14 protein-coding genes are annotated in these 17,149 nt (G+C 63.8%); 8 read left to right on the top strand and 6 right to left on the bottom strand.

Features of this window, described 5'->3' with window-relative positions:
• Positions 1 to 9 precede the first annotated feature (9 nt).
• Entirely contained in the window at positions 10 to 1,014 is a 1,005-nt protein-coding gene (locus tag ACWTU8_RS15170; RefSeq protein WP_029347886.1) for a cytochrome d ubiquinol oxidase subunit II, read from the top strand.
• A 169-nt stretch (positions 1,015 to 1,183) separates the two neighbouring features.
• Here ACWTU8_RS15170 and msrA read toward each other — a convergent pair whose 3' ends face one another.
• The 3 genes from msrA to ACWTU8_RS15155 form a co-directional block, all read right to left on the bottom strand.
• Positions 1,184 to 1,924, bottom strand: a complete 741-nt coding sequence (gene msrA, locus ACWTU8_RS15165) for a peptide-methionine (S)-S-oxide reductase MsrA (protein WP_455848798.1) — start codon at positions 1,922 to 1,924, stop codon at positions 1,184 to 1,186.
• Between the two features lie 104 nt (positions 1,925 to 2,028).
• On the bottom strand, positions 2,029 to 2,301 hold the full coding sequence (locus ACWTU8_RS15160; RefSeq protein ID WP_455848797.1) for a hypothetical protein: 273 nt from the start codon (positions 2,299 to 2,301) through the stop codon (positions 2,029 to 2,031).
• 259 nt (positions 2,302 to 2,560) lie between these two features.
• Positions 2,561 to 3,610, bottom strand: a complete 1,050-nt coding sequence (locus tag ACWTU8_RS15155; RefSeq protein ID WP_455848796.1) for a TadE/TadG family type IV pilus assembly protein — start codon at positions 3,608 to 3,610, stop codon at positions 2,561 to 2,563.
• A 181-nt stretch (positions 3,611 to 3,791) separates the two neighbouring features.
• Here ACWTU8_RS15155 and lepA point away from each other — a divergent pair, with 181 nt between their 5' ends.
• On the top strand, positions 3,792 to 5,597 hold the full coding sequence (gene lepA, locus ACWTU8_RS15150; RefSeq protein ID WP_455848795.1) for a translation elongation factor 4: 1,806 nt from the start codon (positions 3,792 to 3,794) through the stop codon (positions 5,595 to 5,597).
• A gap of 497 nt (positions 5,598 to 6,094) precedes the next feature.
• Here lepA and ACWTU8_RS15145 read toward each other — a convergent pair whose 3' ends face one another.
• Complete coding sequence (locus tag ACWTU8_RS15145; protein ID WP_455849068.1) at positions 6,095 to 6,364, bottom strand: AAA family ATPase; 270 nt, start codon at positions 6,362 to 6,364, stop codon at positions 6,095 to 6,097.
• A 286-nt stretch (positions 6,365 to 6,650) separates the two neighbouring features.
• On the opposite strand from ACWTU8_RS15145, the gene ACWTU8_RS15140 reads away from it, so the two are divergent.
• The 6 genes from ACWTU8_RS15140 (at position 6,651) to ACWTU8_RS15115 (ending at position 14,006) form a co-directional block, all read left to right on the top strand.
• On the top strand, positions 6,651 to 7,166 hold the full coding sequence (locus ACWTU8_RS15140) for a hypothetical protein (protein WP_455848794.1): 516 nt from the start codon (positions 6,651 to 6,653) through the stop codon (positions 7,164 to 7,166).
• A 10-nt stretch (positions 7,167 to 7,176) separates the two neighbouring features.
• Positions 7,177 to 7,689 (top strand): hypothetical protein, encoded by a 513-nt coding sequence (locus ACWTU8_RS15135; protein WP_455848793.1) that lies wholly within the window; start codon positions 7,177 to 7,179, stop codon positions 7,687 to 7,689.
• A 251-nt stretch (positions 7,690 to 7,940) separates the two neighbouring features.
• Entirely contained in the window at positions 7,941 to 8,315 is a 375-nt protein-coding gene (locus tag ACWTU8_RS15130; RefSeq protein WP_455848792.1) for a hypothetical protein, read from the top strand.
• 362 nt (positions 8,316 to 8,677) lie between these two features.
• Positions 8,678 to 10,705: a hydantoinase/oxoprolinase N-terminal domain-containing protein gene (locus ACWTU8_RS15125; RefSeq protein WP_455848791.1), complete on the top strand. Its 2,028-nt coding sequence runs from the start codon at positions 8,678 to 8,680 to the stop codon at positions 10,703 to 10,705.
• A gap of 258 nt (positions 10,706 to 10,963) precedes the next feature.
• Positions 10,964 to 13,138, top strand: coding sequence for a malate synthase G (locus ACWTU8_RS15120; protein ID WP_455848790.1), 2,175 nt, complete (start codon positions 10,964 to 10,966; stop codon positions 13,136 to 13,138).
• A 325-nt stretch (positions 13,139 to 13,463) separates the two neighbouring features.
• Positions 13,464 to 14,006: a hypothetical protein gene (locus tag ACWTU8_RS15115; RefSeq protein WP_455848789.1), complete on the top strand. Its 543-nt coding sequence runs from the start codon at positions 13,464 to 13,466 to the stop codon at positions 14,004 to 14,006.
• Between the two features lie 364 nt (positions 14,007 to 14,370).
• Here ACWTU8_RS15115 and ACWTU8_RS15110 read toward each other — a convergent pair whose 3' ends face one another.
• Together ACWTU8_RS15110 and gshB are read right to left on the bottom strand one after the other, a co-directional pair.
• Positions 14,371 to 15,903 (bottom strand): YifB family Mg chelatase-like AAA ATPase, encoded by a 1,533-nt coding sequence (locus ACWTU8_RS15110; protein WP_455848788.1) that lies wholly within the window; start codon positions 15,901 to 15,903, stop codon positions 14,371 to 14,373.
• Between the two features lie 179 nt (positions 15,904 to 16,082).
• Positions 16,083 to 17,024, bottom strand: a complete 942-nt coding sequence (gshB, locus tag ACWTU8_RS15105; RefSeq protein WP_455848787.1) for a glutathione synthase — start codon at positions 17,022 to 17,024, stop codon at positions 16,083 to 16,085.
• Positions 17,025 to 17,149 lie beyond the last annotated feature (125 nt).

Raw genomic sequence — 17,149 nt, 5'->3', positions numbered from 1 at the left:
AGAACGGTGATGACCCTCGACTGGCCGACATTGCTCCCCCTCATCTTCGCCGGCCTGATGGGCCTTGCCATCCTGATCTACGTTATCCTCGACGGCTTCGATCTCGGCATCGGCATCCTGTTCGCGACGGCCGAGGACGCCGAGCAGGACACGATGATTGCGGCAATAGGCCCGTTCTGGGACGCCAACGAGACCTGGCTGGTGCTGGCGGTCGGCCTGCTGCTGGTTGCCTTCCCGCTGGCGCACGGCACCATTCTCACCGCGCTCTACATTCCGGTCTTCCTGCTCCTTGTCGGCCTGATCCTGCGCGGCGTTGCCTTCGATTTCCGTGCCAAGGTACCGGCCGGCCGGAAGCATCGCTGGAACCGCATCTTCTTCCTGGGCTCGGTCATCGCCTCGCTGGCGCAGGGCTACATGCTGGGGATTTATGTGCTGGGCCTGGATGTCGGCCTCAGCGGCATGGCCTTCGGCGCTCTGGTGGCGCTCTGCCTTGCCGCCGCCTATGCGGCGATGGGCGCGGCCTGGGTCATCTACAAGACGGAAGGCGAATTGCAGAAGAAGGCGGTGCTATGGCTGCGCCGGGCGCTGGTGCTGACCGCGCTCGGTATGGTCGCCGTCTCGCTGGCCACGCCGCTCGCCAGTCCGCGCATCTTCGACAAATGGTTCGTCTGGCCCGCCATGCTCTATTTGTCGCCGCTGCCGATCCTGTCGGCGGTGCTGTTCGCCTGGCTGTGGCGGCAGACCTTCCACCTGCCTAAAGCAGACGACCGCCACGCGCTGACGCCGTTCTTGACACTGGCCGCCATCTTCACGCTGGGCTTTGCCGGGCTCGCCTGGTCGTTCTATCCCTTCGTCGTGCCCGACAGGCTGACCATCTGGCAGGCGGCGTCCGCGCCTGAAAGCCTCGCCATCATCCTGGCCGGCACGGTGGTCGTGCTGCCGGTCATCATTTTCTATTCGTTTTATGCTTACCGCGTCTTCGGCGGCAAGGCGACGGATCTGACCTACGACTGACAGGCAACCGCCGCACTGCACAATATTTAGGCGGCCTGCCAGTCGAGCGGCATTGGGTCGTGAAGAAAGCCTTCCCCGATCCTATTGAGAAAGCCCGATTCGAGCCGATTTCGATGGTTTGGCATGCCTGTTGCTTTGCCCTGACGACCAATTGGTTTTGCTCAAAAGATCAGCTCTTGTTGGCGGCCAGTACCAGCACCGGTTTTTCGCTGTAAAGGTCTGGGAATAGCGTCTTCAAATTCTCGATTTTGGGCAGGTCGTTGTAGACGATATAGGGGTAGGTCGGGTTCAGCGTCAAAAAATCCTGGTGATAGTCCTCGGCCGGATAGAAGGTTTTCCCGGTCTCCAGCGTGGTCACGATCGGCGCCGGAAACACCTTGGCCTTGTCGAGCTGCGCGATGTAGCTCTCGGCGATTTTCTTCTGGGCATCGTTTTCGGCAAAGATCGTCGAACGGTATTGGGGGCCGCGGTCCGGACCCTGGTAATTCAGCTGCGTCGGGTTGTGCGCGACCGAGAAATACACTTGCAGCAACTGGCCGTAGGTTACTTCTGACGGCTCGTAGGTGATCTCGACGGCTTCGGCGTGCCCGGTGCGGCCGGTGCCGACCGCCTCGTAGGCGGCGGTGTCCTTGTCGCCGCCGGCATAGCCGGAGACGGCGCTGGTCACGCCCTTGACGTGCTGGAACACGCCTTGCACGCCCCAGAAGCAGCCGCCGGCGAAGATCGCCTTGGCGGTGCCCGCGGCGGGTTTTTCGTCCATCGCCGGCGGTGGGATCACCACCGCCTCCTCGGCCGAGATCGCCGGCGTCTGCCACAAGGCGGCGCCGGCCGCCGCAAGCATCAGCGCCGCAAGCGCGCCCCAGGCGACGTTGGTCAATCGTTTCGCGGCGGTTCTTTCAATGCCGGTCATCTCTGATCTCCCATGCATGAGTTTACGATTATACGACAGAAAGGTCCGTCGCGGTCTCACATTGCCGTGCGGCGCGTGCATCGGCCGCCCGCTCCGGACGCGGCCTATTTGGCCGTCCCCATTTCGTTGCAGGTCTTGGTCGCCTCGTCCTTCTTTATCACGTCGGTTTCCATGGCAGCCTTGTCCATGCAGTCCTTCATCTTTTCGGCCGCCATCGGATCCGCGGGCTTCATCGCTTCGGTCGCCGGTTTCATGGCCTCAGTCGCCATCGCATCGGCCGGCTTCATCGCATCTTCGGCGCGCGCAACGCCACCGGCAAAAAGCGCCGTCGAGCAAAGCGCGAAGGCAAGTGCCGGCAAGGTCAGGCGGTTGGTCATGGTGGTCTCCCAGGGTTGGTGGCGCGCCGGAATGGCGATCACATCAGCTCTTCGCCGCCGCCTGGGCCTTCGTTACAGCCATCACCGCTTCGTGATCACTCCTTCCCCTCCCACAACGGGGAAGCCAAACGGCGTCACCCTGCTCCTTCGAACTTCGCAGCGTTTGCCTGCAACAAAAACGCCGCCCGGGGCGGCCGGACGGCGTTGAGATCTGATGCAGTGCGGACCCTCTCCGTTCGGGCGCGCCGCAGCTGTCGGCCTATTGCGTAAGCACTGTTTGCGAAGGCCGCTGATTGAAATCGCATTTGCCTGTCACGGTGTAGAAGAAGTCGGCGTTGGACACCGGAGCCGGTACGGGATTGCCGCCATCTTCCCAGGCCTGCTGGCTGGGTTGGCCGCACGGCACGGCGGTGAAAATGTCCACCAGTTTGCCGTTCGCGACTTCAACGCCGTCGATGTACAACCGGTTCGATGTGTTCGCATCATTTGACTTGAGCTTGTTTGGCCGAGCCGATGGCACGTCCATCTGCAGATACAGCACATCCATCAGGCTGACGTCGATCACCGCGCCGGCGCCATTGGCGGGGTACATGGTGTTGGTGCAGGTGGTCAGGTATCTCTTGTTGCCGCTAACTTGTGTGATCGCCCCGGTAGGCAGGTTGCTGAAACTCAACACCGCCCTGGTTGTGCATTTTTGTTCCTGGACCTTCGTGCTCGTCGATCCATTGACAGTATACACTGTCGACGTGCCGTAGCCTTTCGGATCACCAAAGTTGTTGTAGACATAGGTGATCTTCATCAACGGGTTGATCGCCGTCTCGCCGAATTTCGTGCCATAGAGCGTCATCGTCTTGCCCCAATGGCCCGAGACCAGGTCGACCTTGAACGTGGTCTGCACCAGCGCCGGCCGCTTGCGCACCGCCGACGCGACGCCGATCGGCACCGTGTCGACGTGGGCCATCTGCATGAAGTTCGTCGGCATGGCAAAGCGGGCCGAAGCATTGATGCTGGCGGTGCCGTCGGCAGCGACGACGAAGCTGTCGAGCTTGGCGGTGCCTTGCCCGCTATTGGCCGTAAACGACTCCTGCAGTTTCACCTGACGGTCCGCCAGTGACGTGCTGGTTGGCAGCGTCGTGATCGACAGGGTCGCGGCATCGAGCGCATTCTGCATCGATCCCTTGGTCGCAACGGCTGAGTTGTAGTCGATTGAAAAGCCCAGCGCGGCCATCATCGGGATCAGCATGATGGCGAGTATCGGCGCTAAGGAGCCGCTCTCGCAACGGAGAAAATGGCTTCCAGACTGTGGCATTGCTTGGCCCCCAAACAGTGACAGGTCCTGCCTGTCACGCAGGGCGCGAGCTATGCTCTAATCTGATGGATCAAAGCTTAACGACGCCGGGTCCCCCGGCAGCGCAAACCTGACGCGATTGCATCGGGGCGCGGCGTCCCGCCGCTTGCCCGGGCAAGCTGCCCCTGCTAAAGCGCGCCGCATGACCACGCCGATCAAGAACATCCGCAATTTCTCCATCGTCGCCCATATCGACCATGGCAAATCCACGCTCGCCGACCGGCTGATCCAGCTGACCGGCGGGCTGGAGCTGCGCGACATGAAGGAGCAGGTGCTGGACTCGATGGATATCGAGCGCGAGCGCGGCATCACCATCAAGGCGCAGACGGTGCGGCTGAAATACCGCGCCAACAATGGCGAGGACTATATCCTCAACCTGATCGACACGCCCGGCCATGTCGACTTCGCCTACGAAGTGTCGCGATCGCTGGCCGCCTGCGAGGGCTCGCTGCTGGTCGTCGATGCCAGCCAGGGCGTCGAGGCGCAGACGCTGGCCAATGTCTACCAGGCCATCGACAACAACCACGAGATCGTCGTGGTGCTGAACAAGGTCGACCTGCCGGCGGCCGAGCCCGAGCGTATCCGCGAGCAGGTCGAGGAGGTGATCGGCATCGACGCCTCGAACGCCGTGCTGATCTCGGCCAAGACCGGGCTGGGCATTCCCGACGTGCTGGAGGCGATCGTCAACGATTTGCCGCCGCCGCGCGAAGGCGACATCGCAGCCCCGCTGAAGGCGATGCTGGTCGACAGCTGGTACGACGCCTATCTCGGCGTCATCGTGCTGGTGCGCGTCATCGACGGCGTGCTGAAAAAGGGCCAGACCATCCGCATGATGGGCACTGGCGCGAAGTACCTGGTCGAGCGCACCGGCGTCTTCACGCCCGCCCGCATCAATGTCGACGAGCTCGGCCCAGGCGAGTTCGGCTTCTTCACCGGCTCTATCAAGGAAGTGGCCGACACCCGCGTCGGCGACACCATCACCGAGGACAAGCGTCAGACGGCGCAAGCCCTGCCCGGCTTCAAGCCGGCGCAGCCGGTGGTGTTCTGCGGCCTGTTCCCGGTCGACGCCGCCGATTTCGAGGATCTGCGGGCCGCGGTCGGCAAGCTCCGCCTCAACGATGCCAGCTTCTCCTTCGAAATGGAAACCAGCGCCGCCCTCGGCTTCGGCTACCGCTGCGGCTTCCTTGGCCTGCTGCATCTCGAAATCATCCAGGAGCGGCTGGAGCGCGAGTTCAACCTCGACCTCATCGCCACCGCGCCCTCGGTCGTCTACCGGCTGCTGTTGAACGACGGCACGACGAAGGAACTGCACAACCCGGCCGACATGCCCGACGTGGTCAAAATCCAGGCCATCGAGGAGCCGTGGATTCGCGCCACCATCCTGACGCCGGACGAGTATCTCGGCGGCATCCTGAAGCTCTGCCAGGACCGGCGCGGCATCCAGGCCGATTTGTCCTATGTCGGCAAGCGCGCCATGCTGACCTACGACCTGCCGCTCAACGAGGTCGTCTTCGACTTCTACGACCGGCTGAAGTCGATCTCCAAGGGCTACGCCTCCTTCGACTATCATTTGACCGACTACCGCGAGGGCGACCTGGTGAAAATGTCGATCCTGGTCAATGAGGAGCCGGTCGACGCGCTGTCGATGCTGGTCCACCGCACGGCGGCGGAAAAGCGCGGCCGCCAGATGTGCGAAAAGCTGAAGGAGCTGATCCCGCACCATCTGTTCAAGATCCCGATCCAGGCTGCGATCGGCGGCAAGGTCATCGCCCGGGAAACGATCTCGGCGCTGCGCAAGGACGTCACCGCCAAATGCTACGGCGGCGACGTCTCGCGCAAGCGCAAGCTGCTCGACAAGCAGAAAGAGGGCAAGAAGCGGATGAGGCAGTTCGGTAAGGTGGATATCCCGCAGGAGGCGTTTATCCAGGCCTTGAAGATGGGGGATTGAGAAGCCGGTCGGGCGACCGCGCGCAGCGCGGCGCCGAGACATCGATCCAGTGGATCGATGTCAGGCTTCGAAAGCGGGGGAGCTGCCGGAGGCAGCGGGCCCCCGCCAGCGCGGCGCTGAAGCTGCGCGGGGCATAAAATAGCAATGTCTTCAGGCGCGCTGCCCCCTGTTTGATAAGCGGGCCGGAATGAGGACAAGACGGCTCGGACTAACCTTGGCTCCAGTCGCGGCGCCGCAGTATTCCAAACATGTATTGCGACAGACTGGTCCCCCAATTCGAAGACCGAAATTCGGTGTAAAGATAACCGAAAAGGCTCCCCCGAACTTCGCACGATATTCGGTGGTAATTCCAAATGGGCCTGGATTGTGAGCTCTCAAGCGCAGCCGTTGTAGGCCAAGTTGGGCAGACCGCCTCTCTGGTTCCTGTGAGATCGTTGAAGTAGCCGCTAGCAAAACTTCTACTGGCTCTCCAGCCATCGAGTGCGTGGCTGCCGGGTCTAACTCTCAGAGAAATATTCGTTAGTTGGTATATTCGCAATCGGTAGACAAAAATTCTTGTTAGTCATTTCGTATGTAGCGCAGACGCCGTACGGATTTTGTGTCTTTAAAACCGGGAGTCGATACTCCGCATAGCGCGCCACGTCGGCGAATAGTCGAAGAGCGTCGAGGACCGAGGATTTACCAGCGTTATTTGGGCCGACAAAGATATTCCTTTCTTTGCAGGTAACACGAAATTTCGTGTGTTTTCTGAAGTTTTCAAACTCGATTCGTCTTAGAATTTACGCCTCCCTTCCCCAAAATGAGCTGAACTGTTACACGATTTTTTGTGAGTCGTAACGGCCTCGCATCGTCCGCTCGTTACCTGCCAGGCTTTCAGCGTCACTCGGCCCTCGCCTCCGACCGTTGAAATCCGCAACAAACCCAACCGGCAAGATCCTTTCAGCCATCAGGCCATTCCTGATCGGAGCGATCTTCGCCTTCGGCGCCCCTGTCCCACCCTTTTAGAACGCCCCATCTTGGCGTATCCTTGGGCCGGCTTGGGCAGACATCAAAATGCGCTCCAACCCTCTGGACCTCACCGCCGCGATTGGCCTCGCCATTGGCGGCGCTTTCGGCCTTGCCGGCACCTTCGTGGCGAGCTATGCGCTGCGCGAAACACTATGGACGATCGACGGCGCAGCGCTCGTGGTGGCGACCGCCCTGTTGACGATGAAATATCAGCGGCTGGGCAATGACTGCATCGCGGCCGGGTTCCTGACCTTCCTCGCCGGCGAGAGCCTGCTGCTGGCAGGCAATGCGGCGGGCCTTGAGGCCAGCGTTCCTTCCTATGTCGGCGGCATTTCGCTCTGGGCGGCAGCGCTCGTCATGATCAGCGCGCCGAGCACTTTTGCTCTTTGGATGCGGCTCACCGCTGTCGTGGCCGCTGTGCTGTTCACCGTGTCGGCTTGCATGATCCTCTGGGGCGCGCCTCTGCTGCCGACCTCGTCGCCTTTGCCCGCCGCCGGCTATCCCTTCCTGGTCCTCACCTTCATCGGCTGGATCTGGACCTTGCTGAAGCCCGAACGGTGAGCGGGGAAAAATGTCTACGCCGCTCGAAATCCGCAACAGCGCGACGGGCAAGATCTTCCCGGCCATCGGGCCGTTCCTGATCGGCGCGATCTTCGCTTTCGGCGCGCTGCAGGGGTTGGCGGCGGGCGCGGCTGGCGGGTGGGTGCTGGTGATCGTGCTTCTGGCGCTCGGTTGCCTGGCGCTCGGCTTCTTCATCGCGCGCGGCGCCTTCGACAAATCGGTCAAGGTCGTGCTCGACGACAAGGGCTTTCGCGACCGCCGCGCCGGCGACGTGCTGGTGCCCTGGCAGAATGTGCGCAGCGTGCGGCTCGCCTCCGGCGGCAAGGGCGCGGCGATGCTCAATTTCGAGCTGACCGGCGAGCCGCCCGACGAGATCAAATACTCAGCCGTCAATGCGCTCACCCGGATGCTGCCCTTCGGCAAAAACATCGTGCACATGGAAATCTCCTCGCTCGACGTCCAGGGGCAGGACATGATCGCGGCGATCCGGCGGCTGGCGCCGCATGTGGCGGTGGAGGGGTAGAGCGGCTTTTCCCTTCTCCCCTTGTTGTGGGAGAAGGTGTCGCCGAAGGCGACGGATGAGGGGTGTTCCAGAAAACACCAACGCCTCATTCCGTCCAGCACCCCTCAACCGCTCGGCGCTGCGCGCCGATCCACCTTCTCCCACAACAAGGGAGAAGGGAAAACCCAGCGTCCCCCTTCCACCGCTCCGCGCATCATGCCATGTTCGCCCTCGCGGCCAGGCAGGCCTTTTCGTTCCGGGGGGAATCATCCATGTGTCTTAACACTTCCGCGCGGCGCATTGCCGTCGCGTTTTTTCTTGCCGCCTTGTTTGCGCCCGTCGCTCATGCCGGCGACGTCACTTTCGAGATCAGGAACAGCCATCCCAACGCCATGCGCGTCGAGCTCTACAGCCAGGATCGCGACCATATCTGGCCGGGCAACGATCAGGATTATTATCTCAACGACGGCGAGACCAAGTCGATCCCGCTGTCCTGCAACGATGGCGAATCGATCTGCTACGGCGCCTGGGTCGATGGCGACGAGGGCACCTATTGGGGTGTCGGCCCCGGCAACACCGAAAAATGCGACGATTGCTGCTACACCTGCGACGGCGGCGAGACCGAGGAGATCGATCTGGTGCCGTAGGGCGGTCTCGCCCTATCGCTGAGGGGTGCGCGAAGGATCGCGGCATCAATTCGGCTTGGGTTCCTCGCCCCCACGAATGGGGGGGAGAGGTGGCTCGGCGAAGCCGAGACGGAGAGGGGGAACGGCGCCTTACGAAGCCCCCTCTCCGGCCGCTTCGCGGCCACCTCTCCCCCGCTCCGCAGGGGCGAGGAACCCAAGTATTGCGACGCTGGCGGGGACAGCGCCCCCCTCTGGCCTGCCGGCCATCTCCCCCACGAGGGGGGAGATTGGAACTCCATCGTGGCCCAGCGCTTGCAGCTTTATCCGCCGTTCCGTATCGGCTAAGGGGCGGGGAGACAAAATTTCCGGACCGCTGCCAGAATATGACCGCCAAGACCAAATCCTCACCGTTGTTCCTCGGCATCGACACCGGCGGCACCTATACCGACGCCGTGCTGTGGTCGGAATCCGGCGGCCCTAACGGCAAAGTGCTGGCCAAGGCCAAGGCGCTGACCACCCGCCACGATCTGGCGGTCGGCATTTCAGGCGCGGTCGACGCGGTGTTGCAAAAAGCCGGCACGGATCCTGCAGCCATAAAATTGGTGTCGATGTCGACGACGCTTGCCACCAACGCGCTGGTCGAGGGCCAGGGCGGCCGCGTGGCGTTGGTGATGATCGGCTTTTCGGAGGGCGATCTTGCTCGCGACGGGCTGAAGGCAGCGCTCGGCGCCGATCCTGTCGTGTTCTGCCCCGGCGGCCACGATGTCCACGGCAATGCGGCAAAACTCGACCTGTCCGGACTGGAGGCGGCGCTGCCGGAACTCGGCGCCTCGGTGTCCGGCTTTGCCGTCTGCGCCTATTTCGCCACCCGCAACCCGGCGCATGAGCTCGCCGCCCGCGACCTCATCCGCGAGATAACAGGCCTGCCGGTCACCGCCAGCCACGAGCTTTCGGCCAAGCTCGGCGGCCCGCGCCGGGCGCTGACGACGCTGCTCAACGCCAGGCTGATCTCGATGATCGACCGGCTGGTGGCGGCGACCGAAGGTTTTCTTGGCCACCGCGGCATCGCCGCCCCCTTGATGGTGGTGCGCGGCGACGGCGCCCTGGTTTCGGCCGCCTTTGCCCGCCAGCGGCCGATCGAGACGATCCTTTCAGGCCCGGCCGCCAGCCTGGTCGGCGCACGCCACATGACCGGCCTCGACAATGCTGTCGTCTCCGACATCGGCGGCACCACCACCGACGTCGCCGTGCTCGACAAGGGCCGTCCCAGGCTCGATCCGGAAGGGGCCACCGTCGGCGGCTTCCGCACCATGGTCGAGGCGGTGGCCATGCGCACTTTTGGGCTTGGCGGCGATTCCGAAGTGGCGCTGGAGGACGGCGTGCTCAGCCCGAAAATCCTGCTCGGGCCGCGCCGCCTGGTGCCGCTGGCGCTGGCCGGCATGGTGCATGGCGAAGCCGTCACCTCAGAATTGGAGCGCCAACTGCGGGCGCCAAACCCCGGCCGCATGGATGGCCGCTTCGCCGTGCGCACCGGCGTGCCGGAGCGGCTCGCCGCCGGCCTCACCGCTCCGGAAGCGAGGCTGTACGAGGCGATCGGCAGCGTGCCGCTCGCCCTCGACAGGCTGCTCACCTCGAACGCCCAGAACGCCACCTTGAACCGGCTGGTGTCGCGCGGCCTGGTGCATATTTCGGGTTTCACGCCGTCGGATGCCGCCCATGTGCTGGGCAAGCAGGCCAACTGGGATGCCGCCACCGCGAAGCTCGGCGCCGAACTGTTCACCCGCAAGCGCGACGGCCGCGGCCAGTACATCGCCGCGACGCCAGAGGCGATCTCCGAGCGGGTGCTGCTGACGCTGACGCGCTGGTCGGCGGAATACATCCTCGAAACCGCCTTTGCCGAGGACGGGTTGGATGGCGCGGCAACCGTGGCGCACGCGCTGGTGCAGCGCGCCGTCGACGCGCATCCCGGCATCGCACGGCTCAGCGTCGCGCTCGACCGCCCGGTGATCGGCCTCGGCGCCTCGGCGCCGCTGCACTATGCCGGCCTGGCCGAGCTGGTCGGCAATGGCTGCGTAGTGCCTGAGGATACCGACGTCGCCAATGCGCTCGGCGCCGTCGTCGGCCAGGTCAGGGTTTCGGCGGAGGCGCGGGTCAGCCAGCCCAAGGAGGGGCTGTTTCGCGTCGCGTCAGGCGAAACCGTGCGCGATTTTGTCGACGAGGCGGCGGCGATCGCCGCGGCGGAGACCGATGTGCGGGCGATAGCCGCCGGGCGGGCCAGGGATGCCGGCACCGACAGCGCCGAGATCGAAATCGCCAGCGAATTCCGCGTCTCCACCGTCGAGGGTCAGCGCATGTTCATCGAGGCGCATGTGGTGGCGGTGGCGTCCGGCAGGCCAAGGATTGCGGTCTAGGTAATCTCCCCCTTGAGGGGAAGATGGCCGGCAGGCCAGAGGGGGTCGTCTTACGTCGGGCGCCAACCTCCGACCGTCGCAAGAGGTCGCATCCGGTCGAACCGACCCCCTCTGTCGCCTTCGGCGACATCTCCCCCTCGAGGGGGGAGATCGGCAGCTTCGCCGGCAGCGAAAATGCGCCCCTTCACCCTAAGCTGAATTGACCCTGCCACCCTGACATGCCAAAGCGCGCAAAGCCTTTCGTCTGGAGAACCTCCGATGACCGATCGCGTCGAAATCGCCGGATTGAGGATTGCCCGCGAGTTCTATGATTTCGTCGTGAACGAGGCGCTGCGGGGCACCGGCATTGCAGCCAACGCGTTCTGGACCGGCTTTGCGGCCATCGTGCACGATCTTTCGCCGAAGAACCGGGCGCTGCTCGAAAAGCGCGACGCCCTGCAGGACCAGATCGACCGCTGGTATCGCGACAATGGCGCGCCCAGCGACATGGAAGCCTATAAGGGGTTCCTGAGGGAGATCGGCTATCTCATGCCGGAAGGGCCGGCCTTCTCCGTCGCGACCGAAAATGTCGACCCGGAGATTTCGGTGGTCGCCGGGCCGCAATTAGTGGTCCCGGTGATGAATGCGCGCTACGCGCTGAATGCCGCCAATGCGCGCTGGGGCTCGCTCTACGACGCGCTCTACGGCACCGACGCCATTCCCGAGACCGGCGGCGCCGAGAAGGGCGGGCGGTTTAATCCCGCACGCGGCGCAAAAGTCATCGCCTGGGCGAAAAGTTTCCTCGACGAGTCGGTGCCGCTGACGACAGGCAAATGGGCTGGGGTGAACGGGCTTTCGGTTGCCAACGGCATGTTGCGGCTGGGCGAGGGCGCCGGCGCCACCACGCTCGCCGATCCCAGGCAGTTCGTCGGCTATCGCGGCGACGCCGCCGATCCCGAAGCTGTCCTGCTCACCAGGAATGGCCTGCATATTGAAATCGTCATCGATCGCGCCAATCAGATCGGCCGGACCGATGCAGCCGGCATTGCCGATGTCATCCTGGAATCGGCGCTGACCACCATTCAGGACTGCGAGGATTCGGTCGCCGCGGTCGATGCGCAGGACAAGGTCGTGGTCTACCGCAACTGGCTCGGCCTGATGAAGGGCGACCTTGCCGAGGAGATCACCAAGGGCGGCAAGACCTTTACGCGAAAACTCAATCCCGACCGGTCGTATACCGCGCCTGATGGCGACACGCTGACCCTGCCCGGCCGCTCGCTGATGCTAGTCAGGAATGTCGGCCACCTCATGACCAATCCGGCGATAACGGACCGCGACGGCAACGAGGTGCCGGAAGGCATCATGGATGCGGCGATGACGGCGCTGATCGCGCTGCACGATGTCGGGCCGAACGGCCGCCGGCAAAACTCGCGCGCGGGCTCGATGTACGTCGTAAAGCCCAAGATGCACGGGCCGGAGGAAGTCGCCTTCGCCGTCGAGATTTTTGGCCGCGTCGAGGCGCTGCTCGGCATGGCCGAAAATACCATCAAGATGGGCATCATGGACGAGGAGCGGCGCACCACCGTCAACCTCAAAGAGGCGATCCGCGCCGCCAAAGACCGCGTCGTCTTCATCAACACCGGTTTTCTTGACCGCACCGGCGACGAGATCCACACCTCGATGGAAGCCGGCCCGATGATCCGCAAGGGCGACATGAAGCAGGCCGCCTGGATTGCCGCCTACGAAGCCTGGAACGTCGACACCGGGCTGGAATGCGGGCTGGCCGGCCACGCCCAGATCGGCAAGGGCATGTGGGCGATGCCCGATCTTATGGCGGCGATGCTGGCGGAAAAGATCGCTCATCCCAAGGCCGGCGCCAACACCGCCTGGGTGCCGTCGCCGACGGCGGCGACGCTGCACGCCACCCATTATCACAAGGTCGATGTCCCTGCCGTCCAAGTGGCGCTGAAAAGTCGGCCCAAGGCAAAGCTCGACGACATCCTGTCCGTGCCGGTCGCGGCGCGGCCGAACTGGTCTCAAGAAGAAATCCAGAAGGAGCTCGACAACAACGCGCAAGGCATTCTGGGCTATGTCGTTCGTTGGATCGACCAAGGCGTCGGCTGCTCGAAAGTGCCTGACATCAATGACGTTGGCCTGATGGAGGACCGCGCCACGCTGCGTATCTCCTCACAGCACATCGCCAACTGGCTGCACCATGGCGTCTGCACCTCAGACCAGGTGATGGAGACGATGAAGCGCATGGCAGCGATCGTCGACCGCCAGAACGCAGGCGATCCGCTCTACCGGCCGATGGCGCCCGACTTCGACAGGTCCATCGCCTTCCTCGCCGCCTGCGACCTCGTTTTCAAGGGCCGGGTCCAGCCGAACGGCTACACCGAGCCGGTGCTGCACGCGCGGCGGCTGGAGCTGAAGGCGAAGGAAAGAGCTGGATAGCAGGCCGCCGTTGCAAACGTGCTGGCCTCACTCCGGACGTTTCCAGGTGGTAGAAATTTTTGCGCCTACCCCTGCTCAGGCCGAAGACATGTCGCAGCCCGCTCCAGCACCTCGGGAAAAAACATGCCGGATGTTCAACACAGAGAAATGCACGGATTAATGCAGCAGAACTTCAGCATGACTCACCCGACAGATATTAGACATTCCTAAAACGTCGTTGTCCCGGTGCATGCGATCTGCTAGGATTTTAATCACCGACAAACGGCTCTGGGAGGCCGTGCGTCTGACATCATGCACAAGATCAACTCAAAACCGGAGAACGGCCATGAAACGGCTTCTGACGGTCGCTGCCCTTTTGGCTGCGGGCAGTTTGTTTGCGATTCAAGGCGCAGCCGCCGATGACGCTGCGATGATCAAGAGCGCTGAATCCGCCGCACCCCCCGCTGTAGGAAGCGGCGCTACGATCCACGCCATGGATGAGAAGGGTGCAATGCGCACACTGCGCGAGGGCGCAAACGGCTTCTGGTGCATCCCGGACAACCCGGCCACGCCTGGCCCGGATCCAATGTGTGGCGATGCCAACGCGATGGAATGGGCAGTGGCGTGGATGGGAAAAAAGGAACCGCCCAAGGGCAAGGTCGGCTTCATGTATATGCTGTCCGGCGGCACCGATGGCAGCAACACCGATCCTTATGCGACGAAGCCCGAGGCAGGCAACAATTGGGTGGAGACTGGACCGCACGTGATGATCGTCAACGCAACGGATATGATGCACGGCTATCCGACTGACCCCAAACCTGACACGTCCAGGCCATATGTGATGTGGGCGGGCACTCCCTACGCACATCTCATGATCCCGGTTAAGTAGCCGCCGCGGAAATGACTGGCGATTGCGGTCAGGCTGCATAGCGCCGGAATGTCGAATACCTTGCCGGCGCGGGCCGCTTCCGGCCCGCAGGCTGACCGACGCCGATCCGCGCGTATTGTGGGTCAGCTCGTTCCAGGCCCGCTTCGAGCGGCGGCACCTCGCAACCGATGGCGACATGCGCCACGCAAATCGTCAGGCTGGCGGCCGACGGCGTCTGGTTGGCCGACCTAGCGACGATGGCTCTTCCCGACAGGTAGCAACTGCGCGTCGAGCTCCTTGAGATGATCCGGCAGCCCAGCAGAACCGGTGCATAGCCTTGCTGACTGCTCGGCGGTCAAGCTTTCCGACGCCCGAACGTTGCACTCTACGCCGCCTGCGCCATTCGCTCCGAGCTCATGCGGTAGGAAATCGCCTCGGCCAGATGGATGCGGCCGACCGTCTCGCTGGCCTCGAGATCGGCCAGCGTTCGCGCCACTTTCAGCACCCGGTGGTAGGCGCGCGCGGAAAAGCCGAGTTTTTCGCTGGCGTCCCTGAGCAGCGACAGGCCTGACGCATCCGGCATGGCGATCTCCTCGATGACGGCGGGCGGGCAATGCGCGTTGGTGGTGGCGGAGGTCGCGCCCAGCCGCTCGAAACGCTCGCGTTGGATCGTCCGGGCGCGGGCCACGCGCAGCGCCACCGCGGCACTCTTCTCTGCCCGGTCCGGCCGGATCAGATCGCTGGCCGAGACCGCCGGCACTTCGATCCGGAGATCGATGCGGTCGAGCAGCGGACCGGAAATGCGTGCCTGGTAGTCGGTGCGGCAACGGTCGCCGCGCAGGCAGCGATAGCCCGGCTCGCCGGCCATGCCGCAGCGGCACGGGTTCATCGCCGCGACCAGCTGGATGCGCGCCGGATAGGTGACGCGATGGTTGGCGCGGGCGATCATGCAGTCGCCGGTCTCCAGCGGCTGGCGCAGCGCGTCGAGCGCCTGCGGCGAGAATTCGGGAAACTCGTCGAGGAACAGCACGCCGTGATGGGCAAGCGACGCCTCGCCCGGCCGCACCCGCAGGCCGCCGCCGACCATCGCCGCCATCGAGGCCGAATGGTGCGGGGCGCGGAACGGCCGCCGGTCGGTCAGCTTGCCTTCGCCGAGTTCGCCGGCCACCGACGCGATCATCGAGACTTCGAGCAATTCCCTCGGCGCCAGCGGCGGCAGGATCGACGGCAGCCGCTGCGCCAGCATCGACTTTCCCGATCCCGGCGGTCCGACCATCAGCAAATTGTGGCCGCCGGCCGCCGCCACTTCGAGTGCCCGCTTGGCGGTCTCCTGGCCCTTGATGTCGGCGAGATCCGGCAGGTCACGCGCCGCGGCATGGATGCCGGCTTCCGGCCGCGACAGAACCTGCGTGCCGCGAAAATGATTGGCGATGGCGATCAGGCTGCGCGGCGCCAGAATGTCGAAATCCTTGCCGGCCCACGCCGCTTCCGGGCCGCAGGCGAAAGGACAGATCAAGCCCTTGCCTTCGGCATTGGCGCCGATCGCCGCCGGCAGCGCGCCGGCCACCGCGGCGATGGTGCCGTCGAGCGACAGCTCGCCAAGCACGACATAGCCGGCCAGCATGTCACCCGGAATGGCGCCCAATGCCGCCATCAGGCCGAGCGCGATCGGCAAATCGTAATGGCTGCCTTCCTTGGGCAGGTCGGCCGGCGCCAGATTGACCGTGACCTTCTTCGACGGCATCGACAGGCCCGACGCATGCAGCGCCGCCTGCACCCGCTCCCGGCTCTCGGCCACCGCCTTGTCGCCGAGACCGACGATGTGCATGTTGACCTTGCCCGGTGCGATCATCACCTGCACGTCGACCGGCACGGCCTCGATGCCTTGGAAAGCGACCGTACGGACCCGTGCAACCATTTTTCAGCCCCCGGACATGGGCTCGCCCGAAGCCCATGCGATCATGCCGCGAACGGCGTCACCGGAGACAACCACAGATTTTGGGCAAAGGCAAGAACATTACGGGAACAATTGAACGCTACAATCTGATGGCGTCGCGGCGCTCTGGGTCGGAAAAACGCTGTTCCGCCAAGCGTGCGCTACTTGCGTTTGTCCTCGACCGCATCCCAGAACAGGCTGGCAATGTCGGCGCCGCCGAAGCGTTTCACCTCGCGAATGCCGGTCGGCGACGTCACGTTGATCTCGGTCATGTAGTCGCCGATAACGTCGATGCCGACGAGGATAAAGCCGCGCTCTTTCAGCGATGGGCCGATGCGGGCGCAGATCTCGCGTTCGCGCGCCGTCAGTTCGGTTTTTTCGGCGCGGCCGCCGACATGCATGTTGGAGCGTGAATCATGCTCGGCCGGCACCCGGTTGATGGCGCCGACCGGCTCACCATCGATCAGGATGATGCGTTTGTCGCCGGCGCGCACCTCCTTCAGATAACGCTGCACGATGTAGGGCTCGCGGAACAACTGGCCGAACATTTCGAGCAGTGAGGCAAGGTTGCGGTCGGCCTCGTGCAGGTGGAATATGCCGGCGCCGCCATTGCCGTAGAGCGGCTTGACGATGATGTCGCCGAACTCCTTGCGGAAAGCGGCGACCTCCAGCGGGTCCTTGGTGATCAGCGTTTCCGGCATCAGGTCGGGAAATTCGGTGACGAAGATCTTTTCCGGGCTGTTGCGCACCCACGCCGGGTCGTTGACCACCAGTGTCTTGGGATGGATGCGCTCGAGCACGTGCGTCGTGGTGATGTAGTTCATGTCGAACGGCGGATCCTGCCTGAGCAGGACGACGTCCATCTCCGACAGGTCGGTGCGGACTTCTTCACCGAGCGAATAGTGATTGCCCTTCTCATCGCGGACTTGCATTTCCTCGATGCGGGCAAACACCTTGCCGCCGCGCAGCGACAGCCGGTCGGGCGTATAATGGAACAGCCGGTGGCCGCGCCGCTGCGCTTCCAGCGACAGCGCGAAAGACGTGTCGCCCGCAATCGAGACGGTGGAGATGTGGTCCATCTGGACGGCGATTTTCAGAGGCATGGCGGATCTCCGGCGGATCGGATGGGCAGCTGTGCTTGCCCTTACAACCTCGCCGGTGATCTGCCAATCGCGACATTTTGAGGATTGCCTGCTGCAAGCGGGGCGTCTGTCGGCCAGTTGCAGAC

The organism is Mesorhizobium sp. BHbdii, from assembly GCF_053848045.1.
The sequence above is the reverse complement of the archived record's forward strand: the minus strand, read 5'-3'. Positions and strand labels throughout refer to the sequence as shown.